At 62.1% G+C, this 18,425-nt stretch carries 17 protein-coding genes; 6 read left to right on the top strand and 11 right to left on the bottom strand.

Going from position 1 to position 18,425, the window contains the following annotated elements; all coding sequences use genetic code 11:
• Positions 1-5: 5 nt before the first annotated feature.
• The 10 genes from JHL16_RS30800 to JHL16_RS30845 form a co-directional block, all read right to left on the bottom strand.
• Entirely contained in the window at positions 6-1,565 is a 1,560-nt protein-coding gene (locus JHL16_RS30800; RefSeq protein ID WP_200188690.1) for an alkaline phosphatase family protein, read from the bottom strand.
• A complete protein-coding gene (locus JHL16_RS30805; protein ID WP_200188691.1) occupies positions 1,562-2,587 on the bottom strand; it encodes an ABC transporter ATP-binding protein in 1,026 nt (341 codons plus the stop codon). Before JHL16_RS30805 ends, JHL16_RS30800 begins: the two co-directional genes overlap by 4 nt.
• Positions 2,584-3,375 (bottom strand): ABC transporter permease, encoded by a 792-nt coding sequence (locus tag JHL16_RS30810; protein ID WP_200188692.1) that lies wholly within the window; start codon positions 3,373-3,375, stop codon positions 2,584-2,586. Before JHL16_RS30810 ends, JHL16_RS30805 begins: the two co-directional genes overlap by 4 nt.
• 6 nt (positions 3,376-3,381) lie before the next feature.
• Entirely contained in the window at positions 3,382-4,224 is an 843-nt protein-coding gene (locus JHL16_RS30815; protein WP_200188693.1) for an ABC transporter permease, read from the bottom strand.
• Between the two features lie 121 nt (positions 4,225-4,345).
• Positions 4,346-5,404: an ABC transporter substrate-binding protein gene (locus JHL16_RS30820; RefSeq protein ID WP_200188694.1), complete on the bottom strand. Its 1,059-nt coding sequence runs from the start codon at positions 5,402-5,404 to the stop codon at positions 4,346-4,348.
• 439 nt (positions 5,405-5,843) lie between these two features.
• Entirely contained in the window at positions 5,844-6,626 is a 783-nt protein-coding gene (locus JHL16_RS30825; RefSeq protein WP_200188695.1) for a DeoR/GlpR family DNA-binding transcription regulator, read from the bottom strand.
• A 92-nt stretch (positions 6,627-6,718) separates the two neighbouring features.
• Positions 6,719-7,540 carry an ABC transporter permease gene (locus JHL16_RS30830; RefSeq protein ID WP_200188696.1) on the bottom strand — a complete coding sequence of 274 codons (822 nt, stop codon included), beginning with the start codon at positions 7,538-7,540 and terminating at the stop codon, positions 6,719-6,721.
• Positions 7,537-8,397, bottom strand: a complete 861-nt coding sequence (locus JHL16_RS30835; protein WP_200188697.1) for an ABC transporter permease — start codon at positions 8,395-8,397, stop codon at positions 7,537-7,539. Before JHL16_RS30835 ends, JHL16_RS30830 begins: the two co-directional genes overlap by 4 nt.
• Entirely contained in the window at positions 8,394-9,479 is a 1,086-nt protein-coding gene (locus JHL16_RS30840; RefSeq protein ID WP_200188698.1) for an ABC transporter ATP-binding protein, read from the bottom strand. Before JHL16_RS30840 ends, JHL16_RS30835 begins: the two co-directional genes overlap by 4 nt.
• Positions 9,480-9,510: 31 nt before the next feature.
• Entirely contained in the window at positions 9,511-10,692 is a 1,182-nt protein-coding gene (locus tag JHL16_RS30845) for an ABC transporter substrate-binding protein (RefSeq protein WP_200188699.1), read from the bottom strand.
• Between the two features lie 142 nt (positions 10,693-10,834).
• On the opposite strand from JHL16_RS30845, the gene JHL16_RS30850 reads away from it, so the two are divergent.
• From JHL16_RS30850 to JHL16_RS30865, 4 genes are read left to right on the top strand one after another with little or no spacing between them, the layout of a single operon-like run.
• On the top strand, positions 10,835-11,596 hold the full coding sequence (locus JHL16_RS30850) for a DeoR family transcriptional regulator (RefSeq protein ID WP_200188700.1): 762 nt from the start codon (positions 10,835-10,837) through the stop codon (positions 11,594-11,596).
• A 32-nt stretch (positions 11,597-11,628) separates the two neighbouring features.
• On the top strand, positions 11,629-12,291 hold the full coding sequence (locus JHL16_RS30855) for a class II aldolase/adducin family protein (protein WP_200188701.1): 663 nt from the start codon (positions 11,629-11,631) through the stop codon (positions 12,289-12,291).
• 2 nt (positions 12,292-12,293) lie between these two features.
• On the top strand, positions 12,294-13,757 hold the full coding sequence (locus tag JHL16_RS30860; RefSeq protein WP_200188702.1) for a xylulokinase: 1,464 nt from the start codon (positions 12,294-12,296) through the stop codon (positions 13,755-13,757).
• Positions 13,758-15,059: a sn-glycerol-1-phosphate dehydrogenase gene (locus JHL16_RS30865; protein ID WP_200188703.1), complete on the top strand. Its 1,302-nt coding sequence runs from the start codon at positions 13,758-13,760 to the stop codon at positions 15,057-15,059.
• On the opposite strand, the gene JHL16_RS30870 is transcribed toward JHL16_RS30865, so the two are convergent.
• The gene (locus tag JHL16_RS30870; RefSeq protein WP_348647302.1) at positions 15,056-16,474 is read right to left on the bottom strand and encodes a cryptochrome/photolyase family protein; all 1,419 of its coding nucleotides are present in this window, start codon (positions 16,472-16,474) and stop codon (positions 15,056-15,058) included. The genes JHL16_RS30865 and JHL16_RS30870 overlap by 4 nt on opposite strands.
• A 104-nt stretch (positions 16,475-16,578) precedes the next feature.
• Between JHL16_RS30870 and JHL16_RS30875 the strand changes: the two genes are divergently transcribed.
• Positions 16,579-17,550, top strand: a complete 972-nt coding sequence (locus JHL16_RS30875) for an MBL fold metallo-hydrolase (RefSeq protein WP_200188704.1) — start codon at positions 16,579-16,581, stop codon at positions 17,548-17,550.
• An 89-nt stretch (positions 17,551-17,639) separates the two neighbouring features.
• Complete coding sequence (locus JHL16_RS30880) at positions 17,640-18,410, top strand: tetratricopeptide repeat protein (RefSeq protein ID WP_200188705.1); 771 nt, start codon at positions 17,640-17,642, stop codon at positions 18,408-18,410.
• Positions 18,411-18,425 lie beyond the last annotated feature (15 nt).

Genomic DNA, 18,425 nt, shown 5'->3' on the forward strand with positions numbered 1-18,425 from the left:
CTGGACTATTTTCGTTCGAACACGCCGCCTTCACCGACATGCATGTTGGTGAGCAGCCGCTCCTGGTTGACGAGCCGCCATGACAGGAGCTTCTGCGCATAGCGGAGCTCTGTGCCCAGATGCTCGGGCCGCCCGGCCAAATTGGTGAATTCGTGCAGATCGTTCACGACGTCGAAGAGGAGCGGCGGCAGGGCGGCGAAATGCACATATTTGTACTTGTTGTCGCGGACCACGGCGTAAGAGCATTCATCCGACGGGATTCCTAAAGCCTGCTCCACCCGCTGGCTGCGCACATTGCGGAAATCATGCTCGAAGAATACCGCATCGCGCCAGTGATCCGGTGTCTTCCCTTCGAGGAACGGCAGGAGCGAGCGCCCGTCGCAGCTGCGCGGAATATCGGCGCCCAGCCAGTCGAGGATGGTCGGCATGATGTCGATGGCTTCGGTGAAGGCCTCGACCATGCTGCCCCGGCTCGTTTTCGCTCCCGGGCGTGGATCGCGGATCACCAGCGGCAGATGGAAGGAGCCGTCGAAATAGATCTCCTTGCCCCACACATAATGATCGCCCAGCATCTCGGCATGATCGCTCGTCACGATGATGAGCGTGCGATCATATTGCCCGCTCTCCTTCAAGTGGGCGATGACGCGGCCGAGATGATGGTCGGTCTCCTCGATGAGACCGTAATAGGTCGCCCGCATCTGGCGGATCTCGAGATCGGCGGCGCGCACGAGATCGAGCGGATTGTGCTCGTCATAGGCGTCAGGCCGGGCCACGTTTGAAATCTCATGCGCCAACAGCGGATGCTGCCGCCCTTCCGCTTCCGGGCTTGCCGCACGATGCGGGAAATCGACGTCCTTCGGGTGCACATTCCCATTATAAGGTTCGGGCGCGATGATCGGCGGATGCGGCCGGAAGAAGACCAGATGCGCGAACCATGGCCGCGTGCGCCGGATCGACAGCCATTTGATGAATTCGTCGGTGAGAAAGGCGGTCTCGCTGTGCTCGGCCTTGTGCTGGGTGGGAATGAAGCGGAAGCCGCGATCCGGCGGCTTGACGAAGCCGCGGCGCGGCCGGAACGCATCGGCGCGCCCGTTCGGCAAGTCATAACCCAGCGCGATCAATTCCGAGATCCAGTGCCCCATATCTTCCGGCAGATGCAAGGGCGTGATGAAGCCCGGCAGCACGCCTTCATCATAGGCGGTGAGCGCCGGATCGTTCGGATGGTGCCGGCGTGGATCGGGCGACGTATCAGTATAACCGAACAGCGCTGGCTCGTAGCCGAGCTTGCGCGCCTCGAGCGCCAGATTCGTATGCCGCCCGTCGAGCGGCGTCCCGTTGCGCCCCGAGCGGTGGTTCATCAGATAGAGCCCGGTCAGTAGGCTGGTGCGCGAGGGACCGCAAGGCGTGCACTGGCCGAAATGGTTGCGGAAGGTCATCGCCTCCTTCATCAGCGCATCGAGATGAGGGGTGCGTACATTCCGGTGCCCTAACCCTGAAATGCAGTCGCTCCGCCATTGGTCGGCGCAGATGAGAAGGACATTGGGCTTGAAAGTCGCAGAGGTCATTCGTTCATCTCGGCTATGGCGTTCCTGGCGATGGATATACGGGCCTTCTCGCCTATCTGGAACAAGCGCTGGTCCGGCTTGTTCAGGAGATCGACCTTGATCATGACATCCTGCGCCCGGGTATAGTGCCTCACCATGGCGCCCAATATCTGCACGGCCATCACCGTGACCTCTGTCTCCACGGCCCCGCCATTGGCCGAAGCCTTGCGATCCGCCGGTGAAATGTCGATCGCCTCCGGCCGCACCGCCCATGAGGAAGTCTGCGCGGCGACACCGAACAGGCGCTCCACCGTCGCGGGATCGAAAATGTTGAAGTCGCCGACGAAGTTGGCGACCGCCAGATTGGCCGGGCGGTTATAGATCTCGGCCGGCGCGCCGATCTGCACGAAGCGCCCCGCCTGCATGATCGCCACCTGATCGCCCAGCATCAGCGCTTCTTCCTGGTCATGGGTGACGAAGATCGCCGTGAAGCCCACATCATGCTGCAGCCGCTTCAACTCGTCCCGCAGGCGCTTGCGGATCTGCGCATCAAGCGCCGAGAGCGGCTCGTCCAGAAGCAGCAGCTTGGGCTCGAGCACCAAAGCGCGGGCCAAGGCCACGCGCTGCTTCTGCCCGCCGGACAGCGCCGCGGGCCTGGCCTTTGCTCGAGGCCCAAGGCCCATCAGCTCGATGACGCCGTCGACCTTCTTCCTGATTTCCGGCCTGGGCAGCTTCTTCTGCTCGAGCCCGAAAGCGAGATTCTGCTCCACCGTCATATTCGGGAAGAGCGCATAATGCTGGAACACCATGCCCACGCCGCGATTCTTGGCCTCGACCTTCGTCACGTCGCGCTGGTCGAGCCTGATCACCCCGCTGTCGGGATGGGTAAGACCGGCCACGGCGCGCAGCAGCGTGGTCTTGCCGCAGCCCGAGGGGCCGACCAGCACGCAGATTTTGCCCTCGTCGACGTCGAGATTGATGTTCTCGAACACGGTGGTCGTGTCGAATTTTTTGGTGAGCTCCCGGATCTCGACATAACTCATGCTTCGCTTCTCCGCGACGTCACCCACACGACGATGGCCGTCGCCACAAAGATGACGACGAAATAGGTGGTGATGAGCACGCTCAGTTTGCGGCCGCTGCCGCCATTGAGGACACCCATGAAGATCTGCAGTGTCGGGAAATGGCCTCCGACCAGCAGATTGGCATAGACGAAGTCGCTGATCGCCAGCGTGAAGTTCATCACCAGCCCGATGATGAGCCCCTGTCGCACGCAAGGCAGAACGACCCGCCACAGGATCAAGGCATCGGAGGCGCCGAGCAGCCGTCCCGCTTCGAAGAGCTCGGTCACCCGCAAGGCGCGTAAATTGTTCTTGATCGGCACATAATAAAGCGGTGCGGCGAGCGGCATGTAGCCGAAGATCAGGATCCAAGGTGAGCCATTGAGCACGATGCCGTAATTGCCGGAATAGATCCGCAGAAGGCCCAGCGCCAGCACGATGCCCGGCACCGCATAGGGTAGGATCACCAGCGCCGCCAGATACTTGTCCAACGTCGGAAAATAACAATGCGCCACCAGGATCGCCGGGACCACGATGAACGGCGTCACCAGGAGCGAACCGAAGCCGACGATGAGCGAATTCTGGATCGACTGCAGGAAGCGCGGATCCTTGAGGATGTTCTGGACATGGGCGAGCGTGTAGCCGTCCGGCAGGATCGTGCCGGCCCAATCGACGGCGACGGAGTTGAGGAAGATGGCGAAGATGGGAAGAAGCTGCAGACAGCCCAGCAGCCCGACCCAGATCCAATCTCTTGCGCTGCGCTCATGCATCCGGCGTCACCGATCCCTGTCTTTGGTTCTCAGGAACATCTGCTCCACGACGATCGGTAGGATGAGGCTCACCACCAGCAGCATCGCCAGCGCATCGGCGAGATAGGGATCGGAGAATACATCGCCCGCGGTGAGCTCGCCGATGCGGATGGTGACGACATTGGCGCTGCCGCCGACCAGCGCCCAGGCGGTGGCATAGGTGCCCATCGCATTGGCGAAGAGCAGGAGGAAGGACCCGAGGAGGCTCGGCGCCAGAATGGGAAGCCCGATACGCCACCAGAAGGCGAAGCGGCTGGCGCCCACCAGATGGGCCGCCTCCTCGATCTCGGCGGTGATGGCGGCGAGGCTCGGCAGCACCAGGAGGATCGCGAACTGGATCTGGAAGTAGGAATAGGCGATCACGAGACCCGAGGTCGAATAGATGTTGAAGTCTTCGAGGAGGCCGATCCGCTGCAGCAGGAGCGTGAAGGAGCCGCTCACCCCCAGCATGATGACGAAGGAAAAAGCGAGTGGGAAACCGGTGAAGTTGGCCCCGATATTGGAGCAGATGACGACGAATTGCTGTACCCGTCCCGGCATGCGCTTGAGAAGCACGGCGGCAGGGAGACCGATGCCGAGTCCAATCAGGGCGGTGGCGATCGAAATGAGAAAGCTCACCTTGAAGGAGCCCAGATAGAACTTGCTGGTGAGGATCTCGCTATAATTGGAGAGCGAGAAGCTCGTCTCGGTCTGGATGCTGTTGGCCGCAACTGCGAGCAACGGGGCGATCTCGAACATGAGGACGACAAGGAGGAAAGGCATGGCGGCGAGCCATGCCAGAATCCGCGTCTTTGCCGATATGTCGATCATCCCCGCCCCTCGACCGAGAGAGGGGCGGAGCCTGACGGGTGAGGTGGCCGAACGGTCGACACCCGCTCCATCCCCTCACCCTTTCCGGTCCGTGCCACGAGGCTCATCGAGTCGCGGCGCGCTACATCTTCGACAGCACCTGATCCTGCCAGGCGCGCCCGAGCTTCTTGGCCGCGTCCATCCACAGCGCGGAATTGACTGGCCGCGCTTTGGCATATTGCTCCTTGGGCAGAACATTTTCCGCCGCATCGGGCGGCAGCGTGATGTGATCGATGAGGATCGGCCGCGCGAAACCCCGGGCGAAATTGATCTGTCCCTCTTCCGAGAAGATGAATTCGCGTGTCATCTTGGCGATGTTCGGCCGCTTGCTGTAGGCATTGATCGTTGTCGTATAACCGCTGATCACCGAGCCTTCCGACGGGATCCACACGTCGAATTTGTCCTTGCCGACCAGATTGCGGTAATTGAGCGCGTTGAAATCCCACACGATGCCGACCTCGATCTCGCCCTTCTCCATATTGCCGGGATTGGCGCCAATGGTGAGGAGGCGCTTCTGCTCGGCGAGCTTGGCGAAGAGGTCGAGCGCCGGCTGCAGGTTGTCTTCACCGCCGCCGAGCGCGATCGCCGCCGCCAGCACCAGCGCATTGGACTGCGCCGCCTTGCCGACGTCCCCCACCGCCACCTTGTAGTCGCCCGAAGCGAGATCGCTCCAGGTCTTGGGCGGGTTGGCGACTTTCTTGGAGACGATGAAGGAGATCGTGCCGGTATAACCCAGCATCCAGTGACCTTCCTCATCCTTGGCCCAGGCCGGGATCTTCTCCCAGTTGGTCGGCTTATAGGGCTGGCTGATGCCCTTCTTCGCCGCGATCGGTCCGAATTCGATCCCAATCTCACCGAAATCAGCCGAGGCATTGGCCTTCTCGGCTTCGAATTTCTGCAGCTCCTCGGCGCTGCTCATATCGGTGTCGGTGTGCTTGACACCATATTTGGCCATGATGCCCTTCCACTGGGCGCCCCAATTGGCCCAATCGTCGGGGCAGCCGAGACTGACGATCTCGCCTTCCTTGCGCGCCGCCTCTTCCAGTTCGGCGAGCGTCTCGGCGCCGGCTGGCGCGGGAAGGAAAGCAAGGCTGGTCGTCGAGAGAAGTCCGAGAAGTATGGTCCTGCGTGTGATCAGCATCTTGAATGACTCCGGTTGACGGTACGGCGAACCCTATTTGCCACCCGCATGTCAGTTGCATGTGGGGTTGGTGACGGCTGGCCTCGCGGGCCGCAAATGGGAGAAGTCGAGCGTTCGCCAATGGCCTGCCGGGCGAGGGAGGGCGCTGAACAAAGCCCGGCAGGCAATTGGGATCATTCTCCGGCAAGTGGGCAGACGGAGAATGAAAATCACGAACGTTTAAATCCACCCGCGAGCAAAAATTGAGTCTTCCCCTTGAGCGTGCGGCGGACTGGCCACCGCGTGCAGTGCGTTGTGCACACACCGATAAAATGCCCAAACGGGCAATCTGTCAATTCAAAATGACTATTCAGTCATGAATATTTGACGACAATGGCCGTTCGGACATTATTCCTTGGCCGGGACTGATCATTTCCTTGGATGGGGAGGAACTCACCATTTAGGCCTCTTCGTCCGCCACGATGATCTCTACGCCGGCGAGCTTGAGGACACTGGCGAGCGCCGCCTCGACGGGCTTGTCGGTGATCAGGCGGTCGATCCGCTCCGGCCCGCAGATCTGAATGAGTGCATTGCGGTTGAGCTTGCTCGAATCCGCCAGCACGGTGATGCTTCTGGCGCTCTCCGTCATGGCGCGCGCGACATGGGCCTCGTCGACGCTGTAATCCATGATCTTGCCGGCCGAGCTGACGCTGCCCACCGCCAGCACCGCATGGTCGGCATGGATCTTCTGAATCTGCTCCACCACTTGCGCGCCCAGCGTCTCGAAGGCATCGCCAAAATAGCTGCCGCCCATCAGGTAGACGGGGCCGCGCTGCGGCGCCTTCCACATCTCGGCCGCCACCGGCGTGGCATTGGTCATGATGGTGAATGGTCCGTGCTGCGCCAGCTGCTCGGCGAAGAAGATGGTCGTCGTCCCGCAATTGATGAGGATGCTGTCGCCGGGCTGGAACAGCTTCGCCGCCTTTTTTCCGATGCGGATTTTCTCCAGCCTTGCGGTGGCACGACGCTCATCGAGCGGGCTCTCATGCGCCGACTGGGTGGTGGGCGCCGTCGTCGCCCCGCCATGGAATTTACGCAAAAGCCCCTGCTCGGAGAGAAGAACCAGATCACGCCGCACCGTCTCGCGTGAGATGTCGAGACCTTCCGCCAACTCGTCCACCGTCACGCGGGCGGATTGCTGCACCAGCTCGAGGATCTTGCTCCGACGGTCGGCAGGTCGCATCTGTAAGGTCTCCTATTCGGCGCAGTCGACAGTTTTCACCGCTCTTCGCAAAACGGTCAACAGATGGAACAAGGTGCCAAGAAAGATGGCGGCTACACGCCGCGATAGCCGAATTTGACGATACCAGTGCGCATCAGGACATACATCAAGGCGAAGACAGCGAAGACCAAGCCGTTGGTGAGGGCGGCGAGCGCAAACAGCTCGGGGCCTAGGCCGAAGCGCAGCGACCCCCAGGCGACCGAGGGCAAGGTCGGGATGGCGCCCAGATTGTAGAAGGAGATTTCGAGATTGTTGAAGGCGAGGATGAAGCTGATGAGAAAGGCGCCGAAGAGGCTCGGCCAGATGGTCGGCAACGTCACTTCCCAGAAGCAGCGGGCCGGACTCGCTCCGAACACCATGGCGGCGTCATCCATCTGCCAGTCGTAGCGCACCAACTGGGCGAGCACGATGAGGAAGGCAAAGGCGGTGCCTTCGACCGCATTGGCGGCGATGGCCGAGAAGAGATTGCCGGGAAGTCCGAGCAGGCGGGCGTTGAAGGCGAGCGAGGATATGCCGATCAGCAACTCCGCCACGAAGAGCGGCGCCAGGAAGGTGATCAGGATCAGCGCGCGGCGGCGCGAGGGAAAGCGCAGGACGCCGATGACTCCGGCGGTGGCGAGCAGGGTCGAGAGGACGCCGCTCCCCAGGCCGATGATGAGGCTGTTGTTGAGCGCGTCGGAATAGAGCGAATTATCGAAGAGCTCGGCATAGGCGTCGGTGGTGAAGGATGGCGGGAACGGCCAGACGATGTCCTCGGAGAAGGAGGCATAGATGACGAACAGGATCGGCGCATAGAGAAACACATAGAGGAGGCAGAGCAGGACGCTCATCGCCAAGCGCCGCCAGCTCTCCGCCCGATCGCCGACCGAGGTCATCTGGCCCCCATGCCGGTGAAGCCGCTGCGCTTGAGATTGACGGTGAAGCCCATCACCGCGAGCACCAGAAGCGAAAAGGCGAAGAGAACGACGCCCATGGCCGAGCCCAGCGCCCAGGTGCCGGTCTCGCCGAATTGCTGGCCAAGGCTCATGCCGAAGGACGTGGCGCTGGGGCCGCCGAGGAACCGCGGCGTTACAGCCGAAGCGAGGCAGGGAATGAAGACCAGCGCCAGGCCGATGGCGGTGCCGATCCAGTTAAGCGGCCAGGTCACCTCGACGAAAGCACGCCACGGGCCGGCGCCGTTGATCTTCGCCGTTTCGAGCAGGTCGAAGTTGAAATTGACCAGAGATAGATAGATCGCCGTCACCATGAAGGGGACGAAGAGATAGACATGGCCGATGGTGGCGGCCAGTGGCGTGTACATCAAGGCGGCGATGGGTGGCATGCCGAAGATGCCGAGCGCCATATTGATCAAGCCGCCCGGACCGAAAATACCCTGGAGGGCAGCGATGCGCAGGATGACGCCGGTGAAGAAAGGCGCCGCCAGCAACAACACCAGCAGCAGGCGGTAACGTCCGCCATGACGGGCGATGAAATAGGCAACCGGCCAGGCATAGAGAAGACAGAGCAGCGACGTCACCACGGCGCTGAGAGCTGAGCGCAGCAGGAAGGTGCGATAAGCTGCTTCAGTGAACAGCACGTGGTAATTGTCGAGATTCCAGTCGGGATAAAGCTCGTAGCTCGCGGTGCGCCAGAAGCTGAACATGAAGATCGCCAGGAGCGGCAGCAGCAAGGTCACCAGGATGAAGAGCACACCCGGCCCGGCCAGCAGCAGCAATGGCGGAATGCGCCTCACGACTTGAAACACATGCCTGCGGTCGCCGGCCAGGTGACCGACACGGCTGCGCCGATCGCCACTTTCTGGTCGCGCGAGGAGGCGCTGGCGATGATCTCGCTGCCATCGGCGAGGCTCACAATGTAATTGGCGGTCTGGCCCTTGAAGATGATGTCGCGCAGCCGACCGCCGAGATGATTGCCCTGCGCCGGGCGCTCGGGCGTCACTTCGACATCCTCATATTTGATGAAGAAGCGAACCTCATCCCCGGCCGCGATGCCATCCGGATGCGGCAGATGCAGCCGATGTCCGCGCCAGGTCATAGTCAAACTGTCCGGACCGACCATCTCGGCGCGCCCCGTCAATTGGTTCGACTGGCCGACAAAGGCGGCAACGAAGGCGGTGGCCGGCTTGCGGTAGACGTCGTTGCGCGGACCGATCTGCTCGAAGACGCCATTGCGCATGACGGCGATGCGATCGCTCATGGTCAAGGCTTCTTCCTGATTATGCGTCACATAGACGAAGGGGATGTTGAGCTCCTTCTGATAGCGGCGAATCTCGACTTCCATTTCGGCGCGCAACTCGCGGTCGAGATTGGCGAGCGGCTCGTCGAGGAGGAGAAGAGCCGGCCTGGAGATGAGGCCACGCGCCAGCGATACACGCTGCTGCTGGCCGCCCGAGAGCTCGTTGGGATAACGCTCGGCAAGGCCGTCGAGCCGCAAGAGCTTCATCGCCCAGACCAGCCGCTCGCCACGCTCGGCGCGCCCCACATTCTGCATGCGCAAGGGAAAGACGATGTTCTCCGCCACCGTCTTGTGCGGGAAAAGCAGGAAATTCTGGAACACCATGCCGATGCGCCGCTTGTAGGGCGGCATGGCGGTGACGTCCTGACCGCGCACCAGAACACGGCCCGCAGTCGGGCGCTCGAGCCCGGCGATGATGCGCAGCATCGTGGTCTTGCCGGAGCCCGAGGGCCCCAGGAGCGAGAAGAACTCGTCCTGGCCGATATCGAGATCGATCCCGTCGACCGCCTTGACCGGACCGAAATGCTTCGAGACGGATTGAAGCGACAGCGATGCCGGCCGATCGTCTGCCTTCGTCATCGCTTCTCCCGTTGCCTGCGGTGGATCGTTCTTAAGACGCTTCAACATCCGACCAGATGCGCTCCCATTTCTCCGGCGACGAAGGCTGATCGAACATATGGAGCTGGCTCGCCTCGGCGCTGCGATTCTGGAAATAGAGCGCGATCTCGTCTTCCGACATCAAAGAGCGCACATCGACCACGCCGCCATAGCCGGTCGAGCGCACGACGCGGACATAGTTCTCTTTCTCGAGGAAGAGATTGATCCAGGCATGGGCGAGCTCGGTGCGTTCGCTGTCGGCGTCGGCGCTCACCATCCAGGTATCGACCCAGCCGAGACCGCCTTCCTTTGGTTTCAGCACGTGCTCGACATCGAAGTCGATCTTGCGCTCCTTGCGCAGCACCGTAAGCTTGCGATAGCTCTCGGCGAATTCGGGCGCCGCCCAGACCGACTTGGCGCGCATCAGGCGGTCGAGCGCGTCATAGTCCTGATAGCGGGTGAGCAGCAGTTTCTTCTGCTCGATGAGCAGGCGTTTCGTTTCGGCGAGTTCGTCATCGGTGAGCTGATAGGGATTGAACGGCTTGCCATCGGGCCGCGGGCCGTCCCTGGTGCCGAGCTTCGTCGCGGCGAGGATGCCCATCAGGGCGATATTCTCCTCGAAGCGCGAATTGGTGGAGAAATGCCCGGCATATTTGCTGTTCAGCAGAAGATCGATGGAGCCGACATCCTCCTTGGCGATCATCGAGCTGTTGATGGTGATTCCATAGCCGCCCCAGCAATTGGGAGCCGCGACTTTGTTCTTGCCCTCCTCGTCGGCGAGAAGAACGAATTTGTCGGGATGGAAGTCGGCGAACACCCCGCTCATATTGGGGATCTTGCCGTAATCGAGCCCCTTGGTGAGGCCCTGGCGGAAATACAGGCGCGGCCAGAAACCGTCGGCCATCACCATGTCGAAGTCCCTAGTACCGCCGACCTTCAGCTTGTTGAAGGCTTCGGAATTGCCATCGAAGAAAGTCGGCGCGAATTTCGCTTTGAACTTGTCCTCGAAGGCGGCGATCGTCTCCTTGATCGCATAGGGCTGCCACATCAGCAGCCGCAATGTCGGCGTCGCGGCTTGCGCATTACCAATATACGGCCCCGGGCGGCCCAGAACGAGCGCGCCCAATGCCGCCGTGGCGGCGCCCCTCTTCAGCACGGCACGGCGCGATAACGTTCCTTCCTTCACGGTCGGCATGTTCCTTCCCTCCTTGGTGCTGTTTATTTTTTCCACAAACTACAACATTATTGCTACATAATGCAAGAAAATGCTATAAATCACACAACAAACCACAACGTCGCAATTTTGCCCAATCTTTTCAAGTGACTAGGAGATAGCCGTGCTTGCAGAGGAGCGTCAGAACCACATTCTCTCCCTGGTGAAGGCCCATCGGTCGATCTCGATCACCGAAATCCAACGCCGACTGAATGTCTCGCGCGAGACGATAAGGCGCGATCTGGTGGTGCTCGCCGAGCAGCGTAAATTGCGCAAGACCCATGGCGGGGCGATCTCACTCGAAACGCACGAGCCGGACATGGCGGTGCGCCAGACCACCAATGTCGCCGGCAAGCAGGCGATCGGTCGCCTCGCCGCCAGCATGATTCCCGACGGCGCCTCGATCATCCTGGCCGGCGGCACGACCGTGCAGAGCGCCTCGGACCATCTGGTGACGCGGCAGAATCTCACCGTCTTCACCAATTGCCTGGCAAGCGCCATGAAGCTCTCCGGCCGCAACGGCAACCGGGTGCATCTCATCGGCGGCGAGATCCAGGCGCAGAACCAGGCCTGCCTCGGCCGCGACGCCACGCAGATGCTCGCCAATTACTTCGCCGATTTCGCCATCATCGGCGCCGGCGCCATCTCGCCGCGCGGCACGCTCATGGATTTCAGCCGAGAGGAAGCGGAGCTGCACAATCTCATGCTGCAGTCGGCGCAGACGGTGATCGTCGTCGCCGATCAGCAGAAATTCGGGCGTTATGCGCCGGTGCAGGTGCAGAGCCTCGAGCGCACGCATTATCTCGTCACCGACCGCGAGCCCGATGCCGACATGGCGGAAGCGCTGTCGCCGCTCAGCATCGAGGTGCTGGTGGCCCACGAATAGCCAAACAATCAAGACCTGAATGGGAGACACCGATGAAAGACGAAAAGCTGCGCCGCGAGATGATCGCCACCTGCATCTTCATGAATGAGCGCGGCATCAATCAAGGCACGTCCGGCAATATCAGCGTGCGCGTCGAAGGCGGTTTCCTGATCACGCCCTCTGGCGTGCCCTATGCCGACATGCAGCCGGAAGACATCGTCCATATGAAGCTCGATGCCTCGCATACGGGACCACGCAAACCCTCGACCGAATGGCGCTTCCACCGCGACATCATGAAGAAGAAAAAAGAAGTCGGCGCCGTCATCCATCTGCATTCGATGTTCTGCACCTCGCTTTCCATGCTCAGGCGCGAGATTCCCGCGGTCCATTACATGATCGCGGCGGCCGGCGGGCCGACAGTTCCGTGCGTGCCTTATGTCACCTGGGGCACCCAGGAGCTCGCCGATTACATATTGGCGGCGCTCGCGACCCGGCATGCCTGTCTTCTCGCCAATCACGGCATGGTCTGTGTCGGGCCCAATCTCAAGAAGGCCGCCTGGCTCGCGGTCGAGATCGAGGCGCTCGCGGCGCAATATTGGCGGGCGCTGCAGATCGGCGTGCCGCATATCCTGCCTGACGACGAGATCCAGCGCGTCCTGGAGAAGTTCAAGAGCTATGGCCAGGGTAAAGAGAAACGCGTTCCCACCTGCTGCTGATCATGCTGGTCGGCGTCGATATCGGCACGCAGAGCCTGAAGGTCGCGGTGGCGGATGCGACGCTCGCCGTGAAAGGCCAGGCGCAACGCTCCTATCGCGCCCATTTCGCGGCGGCGGGCCATGCCGAGCAGGATCCCCGCCTGTGGGAGGAAGCGCTCGGGCCTGCCATCGCCGAAGCGCTCACCGCCGCCAATGTGACGGCGTCACAGGTGACGGCGCTTGCCGTCTGCGGCCAGCTCGACGGCTGCATTCCAATCTCAGACCGAGGCGAGGCGCTGGGGCATTGCCTCACCTGGATGGACCGCCGCGCTTCTGCAGAGCTTGTCGGTCTCGATCATGATCACCTGCACCGTCTGACGGGGGTCGTTCCCGATGCGAGCCACCAAGGCGCCAAGATCCGCTGGCTCAAGCGGCATCGCGAATACAAGGCGGCGCGTTATCACCAGCCCGTCTCCTATCTGGTCGAAAGGCTGACCGGTGAAGCCGTCATCGATCACGCCCAGGCCTCGACCAGCATGCTCTACGGCCTCGCGTCACAGGCCTATGACCCGGCGCTGCTGTCTGCCTTCGGCGTGACGGCGGATGAGCTGCCCGCCATCGCACGCCCCGATGAAATTGCAGGCGGCCTGACGAGCAAGGGTGCGGCCCTCACCGGCCTTTCCCCCGGCATAGCCGTCGCGGTCGGCACCGGAGATGATTTTTCCGCGGCGCTCGGTGCCGGCGTCATCGAGCCGGGCCAGGTTTCGGTCGCGGTCGGTACCGGCGAGGTGGTCGGCGCCTTGTTCGCCGATCCCGTCATCGATCCCGAGCGCCTGGTCGAGACACACGCCTATCCGGCCGGCGGCTTTTTCGTCGAGAATCCCGGCTGGCTTTCGGGCGGCGCCGTCGCCTGGCTGAAAGACCTTCTGCGCCTGCCCGACTTCGCGGCGTTCGACGCGGAAGCGGCCAAGGCGCCGCCCGGCTCGGAAGATCTCCTCTTTCTTCCGGCGCTCACCGGCGCGATGGCCCCCGAATGGAATGCCGGGGCGCGTGGCTGCTTCTATGGCATGACGCCCGCCCATGGCGCGCCGCATCTCGCGCGCGCTACCCTCGAGGGCTGCGGTTTCGCGATGCGCGACGTGCTCGATCGCCTCAGCGCTCTCGGCGCCGCTCCAAAGCAATTGGTGATGCTCGCCGGCGGCAGCCAAAGCCGAGTCTGGGCGCAGATTCGCGCCGACATCGCGCGGTTGCCGGTGGCGATCTCGCCGTCGCGACATGGCTCGGTCATGGGCGCCCTCATGCTGGCGGGCGTTGCCACGGGCCGTTTCAGCGATCTCCGGCAGGCGGCCGGGCTCATCGCCCGGCCTTCCGACATAGTGACGCCCGACGCAATCGCGGCTGCCAGGCTCGATCACGCCTATCGGCGCTATCGGCAGCTTTTCACCGCGCTCAAGGACATGTTTCCCCAACCCAGCGAGTCCACCTGAATGTTCGCGCCAGACAAGATAACCCAGCTTCTCGACGGCACCTATGAAGACCCGGACGGCCTCGGCAAGCAACGCGTCGATACACGCTCGCTCATCATCGCGCCCAAGCTCGACGGCATGGAGCGCGACCTCGTCAAGGCGCTCGATCTCGGCCGCCATGTCGCGGTGGTGAGCGATCAAACCACGCATGCGATATTGGGGCAGAGAGTGGAGCGGGCACTTGCCGGCCTGTGCAGGGTGCAGAGCCTCGTTCTGCCCGAAGCGCCGCATCCCGATGACGAGACGGTGAGCGCGATCCGCAAGGCGACGACAAGCGCAGACGCGCTCATCGCCATCGGCTCGGGCACCATCAACGATCTCTGCAAATATGCGAGTGCCGAAGACAAGAAGCCCTATGCCGTCTTCGCCACCGCGCCGTCGATGAACGGCTATACGTCGGTCAATGCCGCCATCACCGTGCACGGTCATAAGAAGTCGCTGGCGGCGCAGGCCCCGCGCGGCGCCTTCTTCGATCTGGCGATCCTTGCCGCCGCTCCCAAACGCCTCATCCGTTCCGGTCTCGGCGATAGCCTGTGCCGGGCGACCTCGCAGGCCGACTGGCTGCTCGCCCATCTCCTCCTCGACCAGCCTTACCGGCGGCTGCCTTATGCGCTTCTCAAGGACGACGAGGCGCCGCTCTTCGCCCAGTCGGCGGCGCTAATGGCGGGTGACCTCGCCGCCATGGAGCGGCTGGTGCGCACACTGGTGCTGTCGGGCTTCGGCACCGCCATCCATGGCAACAGCCAGCCGGCGAGCCAGGGCGAGCATCTCATCAGCCATTATATCGACATGCTGGGCGATCCGGCGCGCCCGCTCGTCTATCATGGCGAGCAGATTGGCGTGACGACCCTGTCGATGGCGCGGCTCCAGCAGGAGATGCTCAAGCGCCCTCCCCGCCTTGGCCCCGACAGCGAAACCGAGGCGAGCTTCACCTCCCGTTATGGCGAGACGCTCGGACCTTCCTGCTGGGCGGATTTCGCTCATAAGCGCCTCAGCGCCGAAAAAGCCGAAGCGCTCAATGACCACATCGCCCGGTCATGGCCGGACATCGCCGACAAGATCGCCGCCATATCGCTCGCGCCCGATCATCTCGAAAAGGTGCTCAAGGCCGCTGGCGCAGAGATCACACCGGAAGCGATCCATCTGCCGCGCGCCTTCTATGATCAGGCGCTGCTGCGCTGCCGGGAGATCCGCAACCGCTATACCTTCCTCGATCTCGCCGCGAATGGCGGCAGGCTCGCACCGATGCTTGCAAATCTTTAACTCAGACTTTTCAACGCCAGCAAAGCCCGATGGCGCGCCGCGGCGTGATCGACGATGCGCGCCGGGTAGCCTTTGACACCTGCCTCGTGTTCCCACGGCCGATGAATGACGGCGTTAGGGAGATCCCGCAGCTCAGGGCACCATTTGCGCACATAATCACCTTCGGGATCGAATTTCTCGCCCTGAAGCACCGGATTGAAGATGCGGAAATAAGGCGCTGCATCGGCGCCCGATCCCGCCACCCATTGCCAGCTCGCGGCATTATTGGCGATGTCGGCATCGACAAGCGTGTCCCAGAACCACGTCTCGCCCTGGCGCCAGTCGATCAGGAGATCCTTGATCAGGAAGGAGGCCGCGATCATGCGCACCCGGTTGTGCATGTAGCCCGTGGCCCATAATTCGCGCAGTCCCGCATCGACGATCGGATAGCCGGTCTCGCCGCGCTGCCAGACGCGTAAGGCCTTTGGGTCATGGCGCCAGGGAAAGGCAGCGAACTTTTCTTGAAACGCCGTACTCGGCAGATCCGGCCAGTGATGCAGAAGATGATAGGAGAAGTCGCGCCACAGGAGCTCGCTCAGGAATTTCTCACCCTGGCGGTCGAGCCGGCCATGGGCGGCAGCCATGGCGCTGCGGATTGCGGTCCAGCATTGGACCGGGCTGATCTCGCCCCAATGCAGATGCGGCGACAGGCGGGAGGTGCGCGCGAGATCCGGCCGGTCGCGGCCTTCGGCATAGTCCGACAGGGCATCATCGATGAAGGTTTCGATCCGTTGCCGAGCGCCCTGCTCGCCCGGCGTCCAGATGGCGAAGCCCGTCGACCAATCGGGGCGGCGCGGCAGAAGCCGCCAGTCCTCCAATTTGTCGCCCTTGATCCTGCCTTCCCAAGCTTTGAGATTTTTATGCGCGGGGCGCGGTGGACGCGGATCTCCTAACGCGAAGCAGGCGCGCGAGAAAGGTGTGAAGACCTTGTAGGGCTGACCCTGGCCGGTGCGGATCGCTTCGGGCTCATGCAGCAGGAAGCCGCCATAACGGTGGCAGGCAGCACCCGCCTCTGTGGCGATCGTTTTGACGCGCTGCTCCAGTGCTCCCGACCAGGGCGCATAATCGCGGGTGAAGTGGAGCGAGGCGGCACCGGTCTCGTGCAATATCTCCGCGATGACCTTGTCGGCCGGTCCGCGCCTGAGCACGAGCGGCACGTTGAAACGTGCCAGTCCCTCCGCCAGGCGTACCAGGCTGTTGTGCAGCCACCAGCGCGAAGCTGCTCCCCAGGCCCAGCCGCCGGGCGTGGCGTCATCGAGCACATAGACACAGACCAACGGCCCGGCTTCCGCCGCGGCCTTCAGCGCTGCATTGTCGGCCAAGCGCAGATCCTGGCGAAACCACATCACCGCCGGTGTCGGCATATGCCTGCTCACTCTCTCATTTCCGCTCACAACAGCGTGAAGCGGTCGGATCGCCAGGATTTTAAGCTGAAGGACAGCGTAAAACACCTACCCACATCATTACGGAGGACCTCGACATGCCGATGCAACTCGACCGTCGCACTTTGCTCGCCGGCAGCGCCGCTCTTGGCCTTTCGCCCCTCGCTTTGGCGCCCGCGGCGCGGGCCGCCGCGCCCCTGACCAACAGCGTCGGCGCGCCCTATATGCGCTACAAGCTCGGCGAGTTCGAGATCACGGCCTTCAATGACGGCACCCGCGTTGGCCAGAATCCTGAAAAGACCTTCGGCATCAACCAGAAACCGGAAGATGTGGCCGCCGCGGCGGAGGCGAATTTCCTGCCGACGGACAGACTGGTCAGCAGCTTCACGCCGGTTCTCGTCAATACCGGCAAGGAACTCGTATTGTTCGACAGCGGCAATGGCGCCAATGGCCGTCCCGCCACCGGCCACCTCGCCAGCCAGATCGCGGCTGCCGGCTTCACACCCGACCAGATCGATGTCGTCGTCATCACCCATTGCCACCCTGACCACATCGGGGGGCTGATGGAGAACGGTGCTGCCCTTGCTCCCAAGGCGCGTTATGTGATCGGCGAAGCGGAATATGCCTTCTGGTCGTCGCCGGATCGGGCCAATGGCCCGACCGCCAATGCCGCCAAAATCGTCCAGACCAATGTCGTGCCGCTCAAGGACAAGATGACTTTCGTCAAGAAAGACGGCGAGGCGGTAGCGGGCATCCGCGCGGTGGAAGCCTTCGGCCACACGCCGGGTCATATGGCCTGGCATGTCGAAAACGGCGACAAGAGACTTCTGATCGGCGCCGATTTCTGCAACCACTATGTGCTGTCGCTGCGTTATCCGAAATGGCATGCAAGCTTCGATGCCGACAAGGACAAGGCGGTCGAGACGCGTCTCAGGCTGCTCGACATGCTGAGCGCCGACCGCATTCCCTTCACCAGCTATCATATGCCGTTCCCGGCCGTAGGCTTCGTCGAGAAAAGCACGGAGGGTGGCTATCGCTTCGTGCCGGCGAGTTATCAGCTGATGTTGTAAACATCCATCATCGGTTGCAAGCTTAAAACTTGACATCCGATCAAGGTATGTTTCTATTATGTTCCAAACAGCTTTTGGAACATGATGCGATGTCCGGCTTGGAAACCCCTACACCTCCCAGGGACCTTCTCGCGGCGGCGGAAGCAGGCGATGCGGAGGCGCAGACCAACCTCGGCCGCTGGTATGCCGAGAACCTGCCGGGGTCTCCTCACGCATGGTCTTGGTTCCAGCGCGCCGCCGATCAAGGATTGCTGCGGGCTATGCATAATCTGGGCGTCGTGGCGTATGAAATGGGGAATAAAGACCTTGCAATCGAATGGTTCGGCAAGGCCGCGGCCCGGAACTGGCTCAACTCGATGTGCCCACTAGGCAGGCTTCTGGAAGAGATGAACGATGTCAGCGGTGCTTTCGAGATCCTTGATCGCGGTGCTCGTGGTGGCAATTTCGATTCACAGGAAGCGCTGTGCGATCTCATCCTCAAGAAGGAAATCGAATCGCATTACGATCTGGCGCTCTTCCTGACCGAGAGAGCCGCGAATGACGGCCATGCCTTTGCGCAAATGCGGTTAGGCATGATGTACCATGAAGGGCAAGGCGTCGAACGAAGCCCCGCACAGGCCGCAGTATGGTTGCTCCAGGCCGCGCAGCGCGGACATCCTGGTGCACAAGTCATGATTGGCGGATTCTATCATCTGGGCATAGGCGTTGAAGTGAACAGGCTCGCCGCAATGCGGTTTCTTCTGCTCAGTGCCGCGCAAGGCAACGAAACCGCACACGCCTATCTTCCGAGAGTCAGAACAGATCTTACAGTCCAGGAAAAGGCCCAGCTTGACAGCGAAATGGCCGAAGGAGGGAACTGATCCGACGGTTACAAG

This window comes from Taklimakanibacter albus, from assembly GCF_016595235.1.
GTDB lineage: Bacteria > Pseudomonadota > Alphaproteobacteria > Rhizobiales > Aestuariivirgaceae > Taklimakanibacter > Taklimakanibacter albus.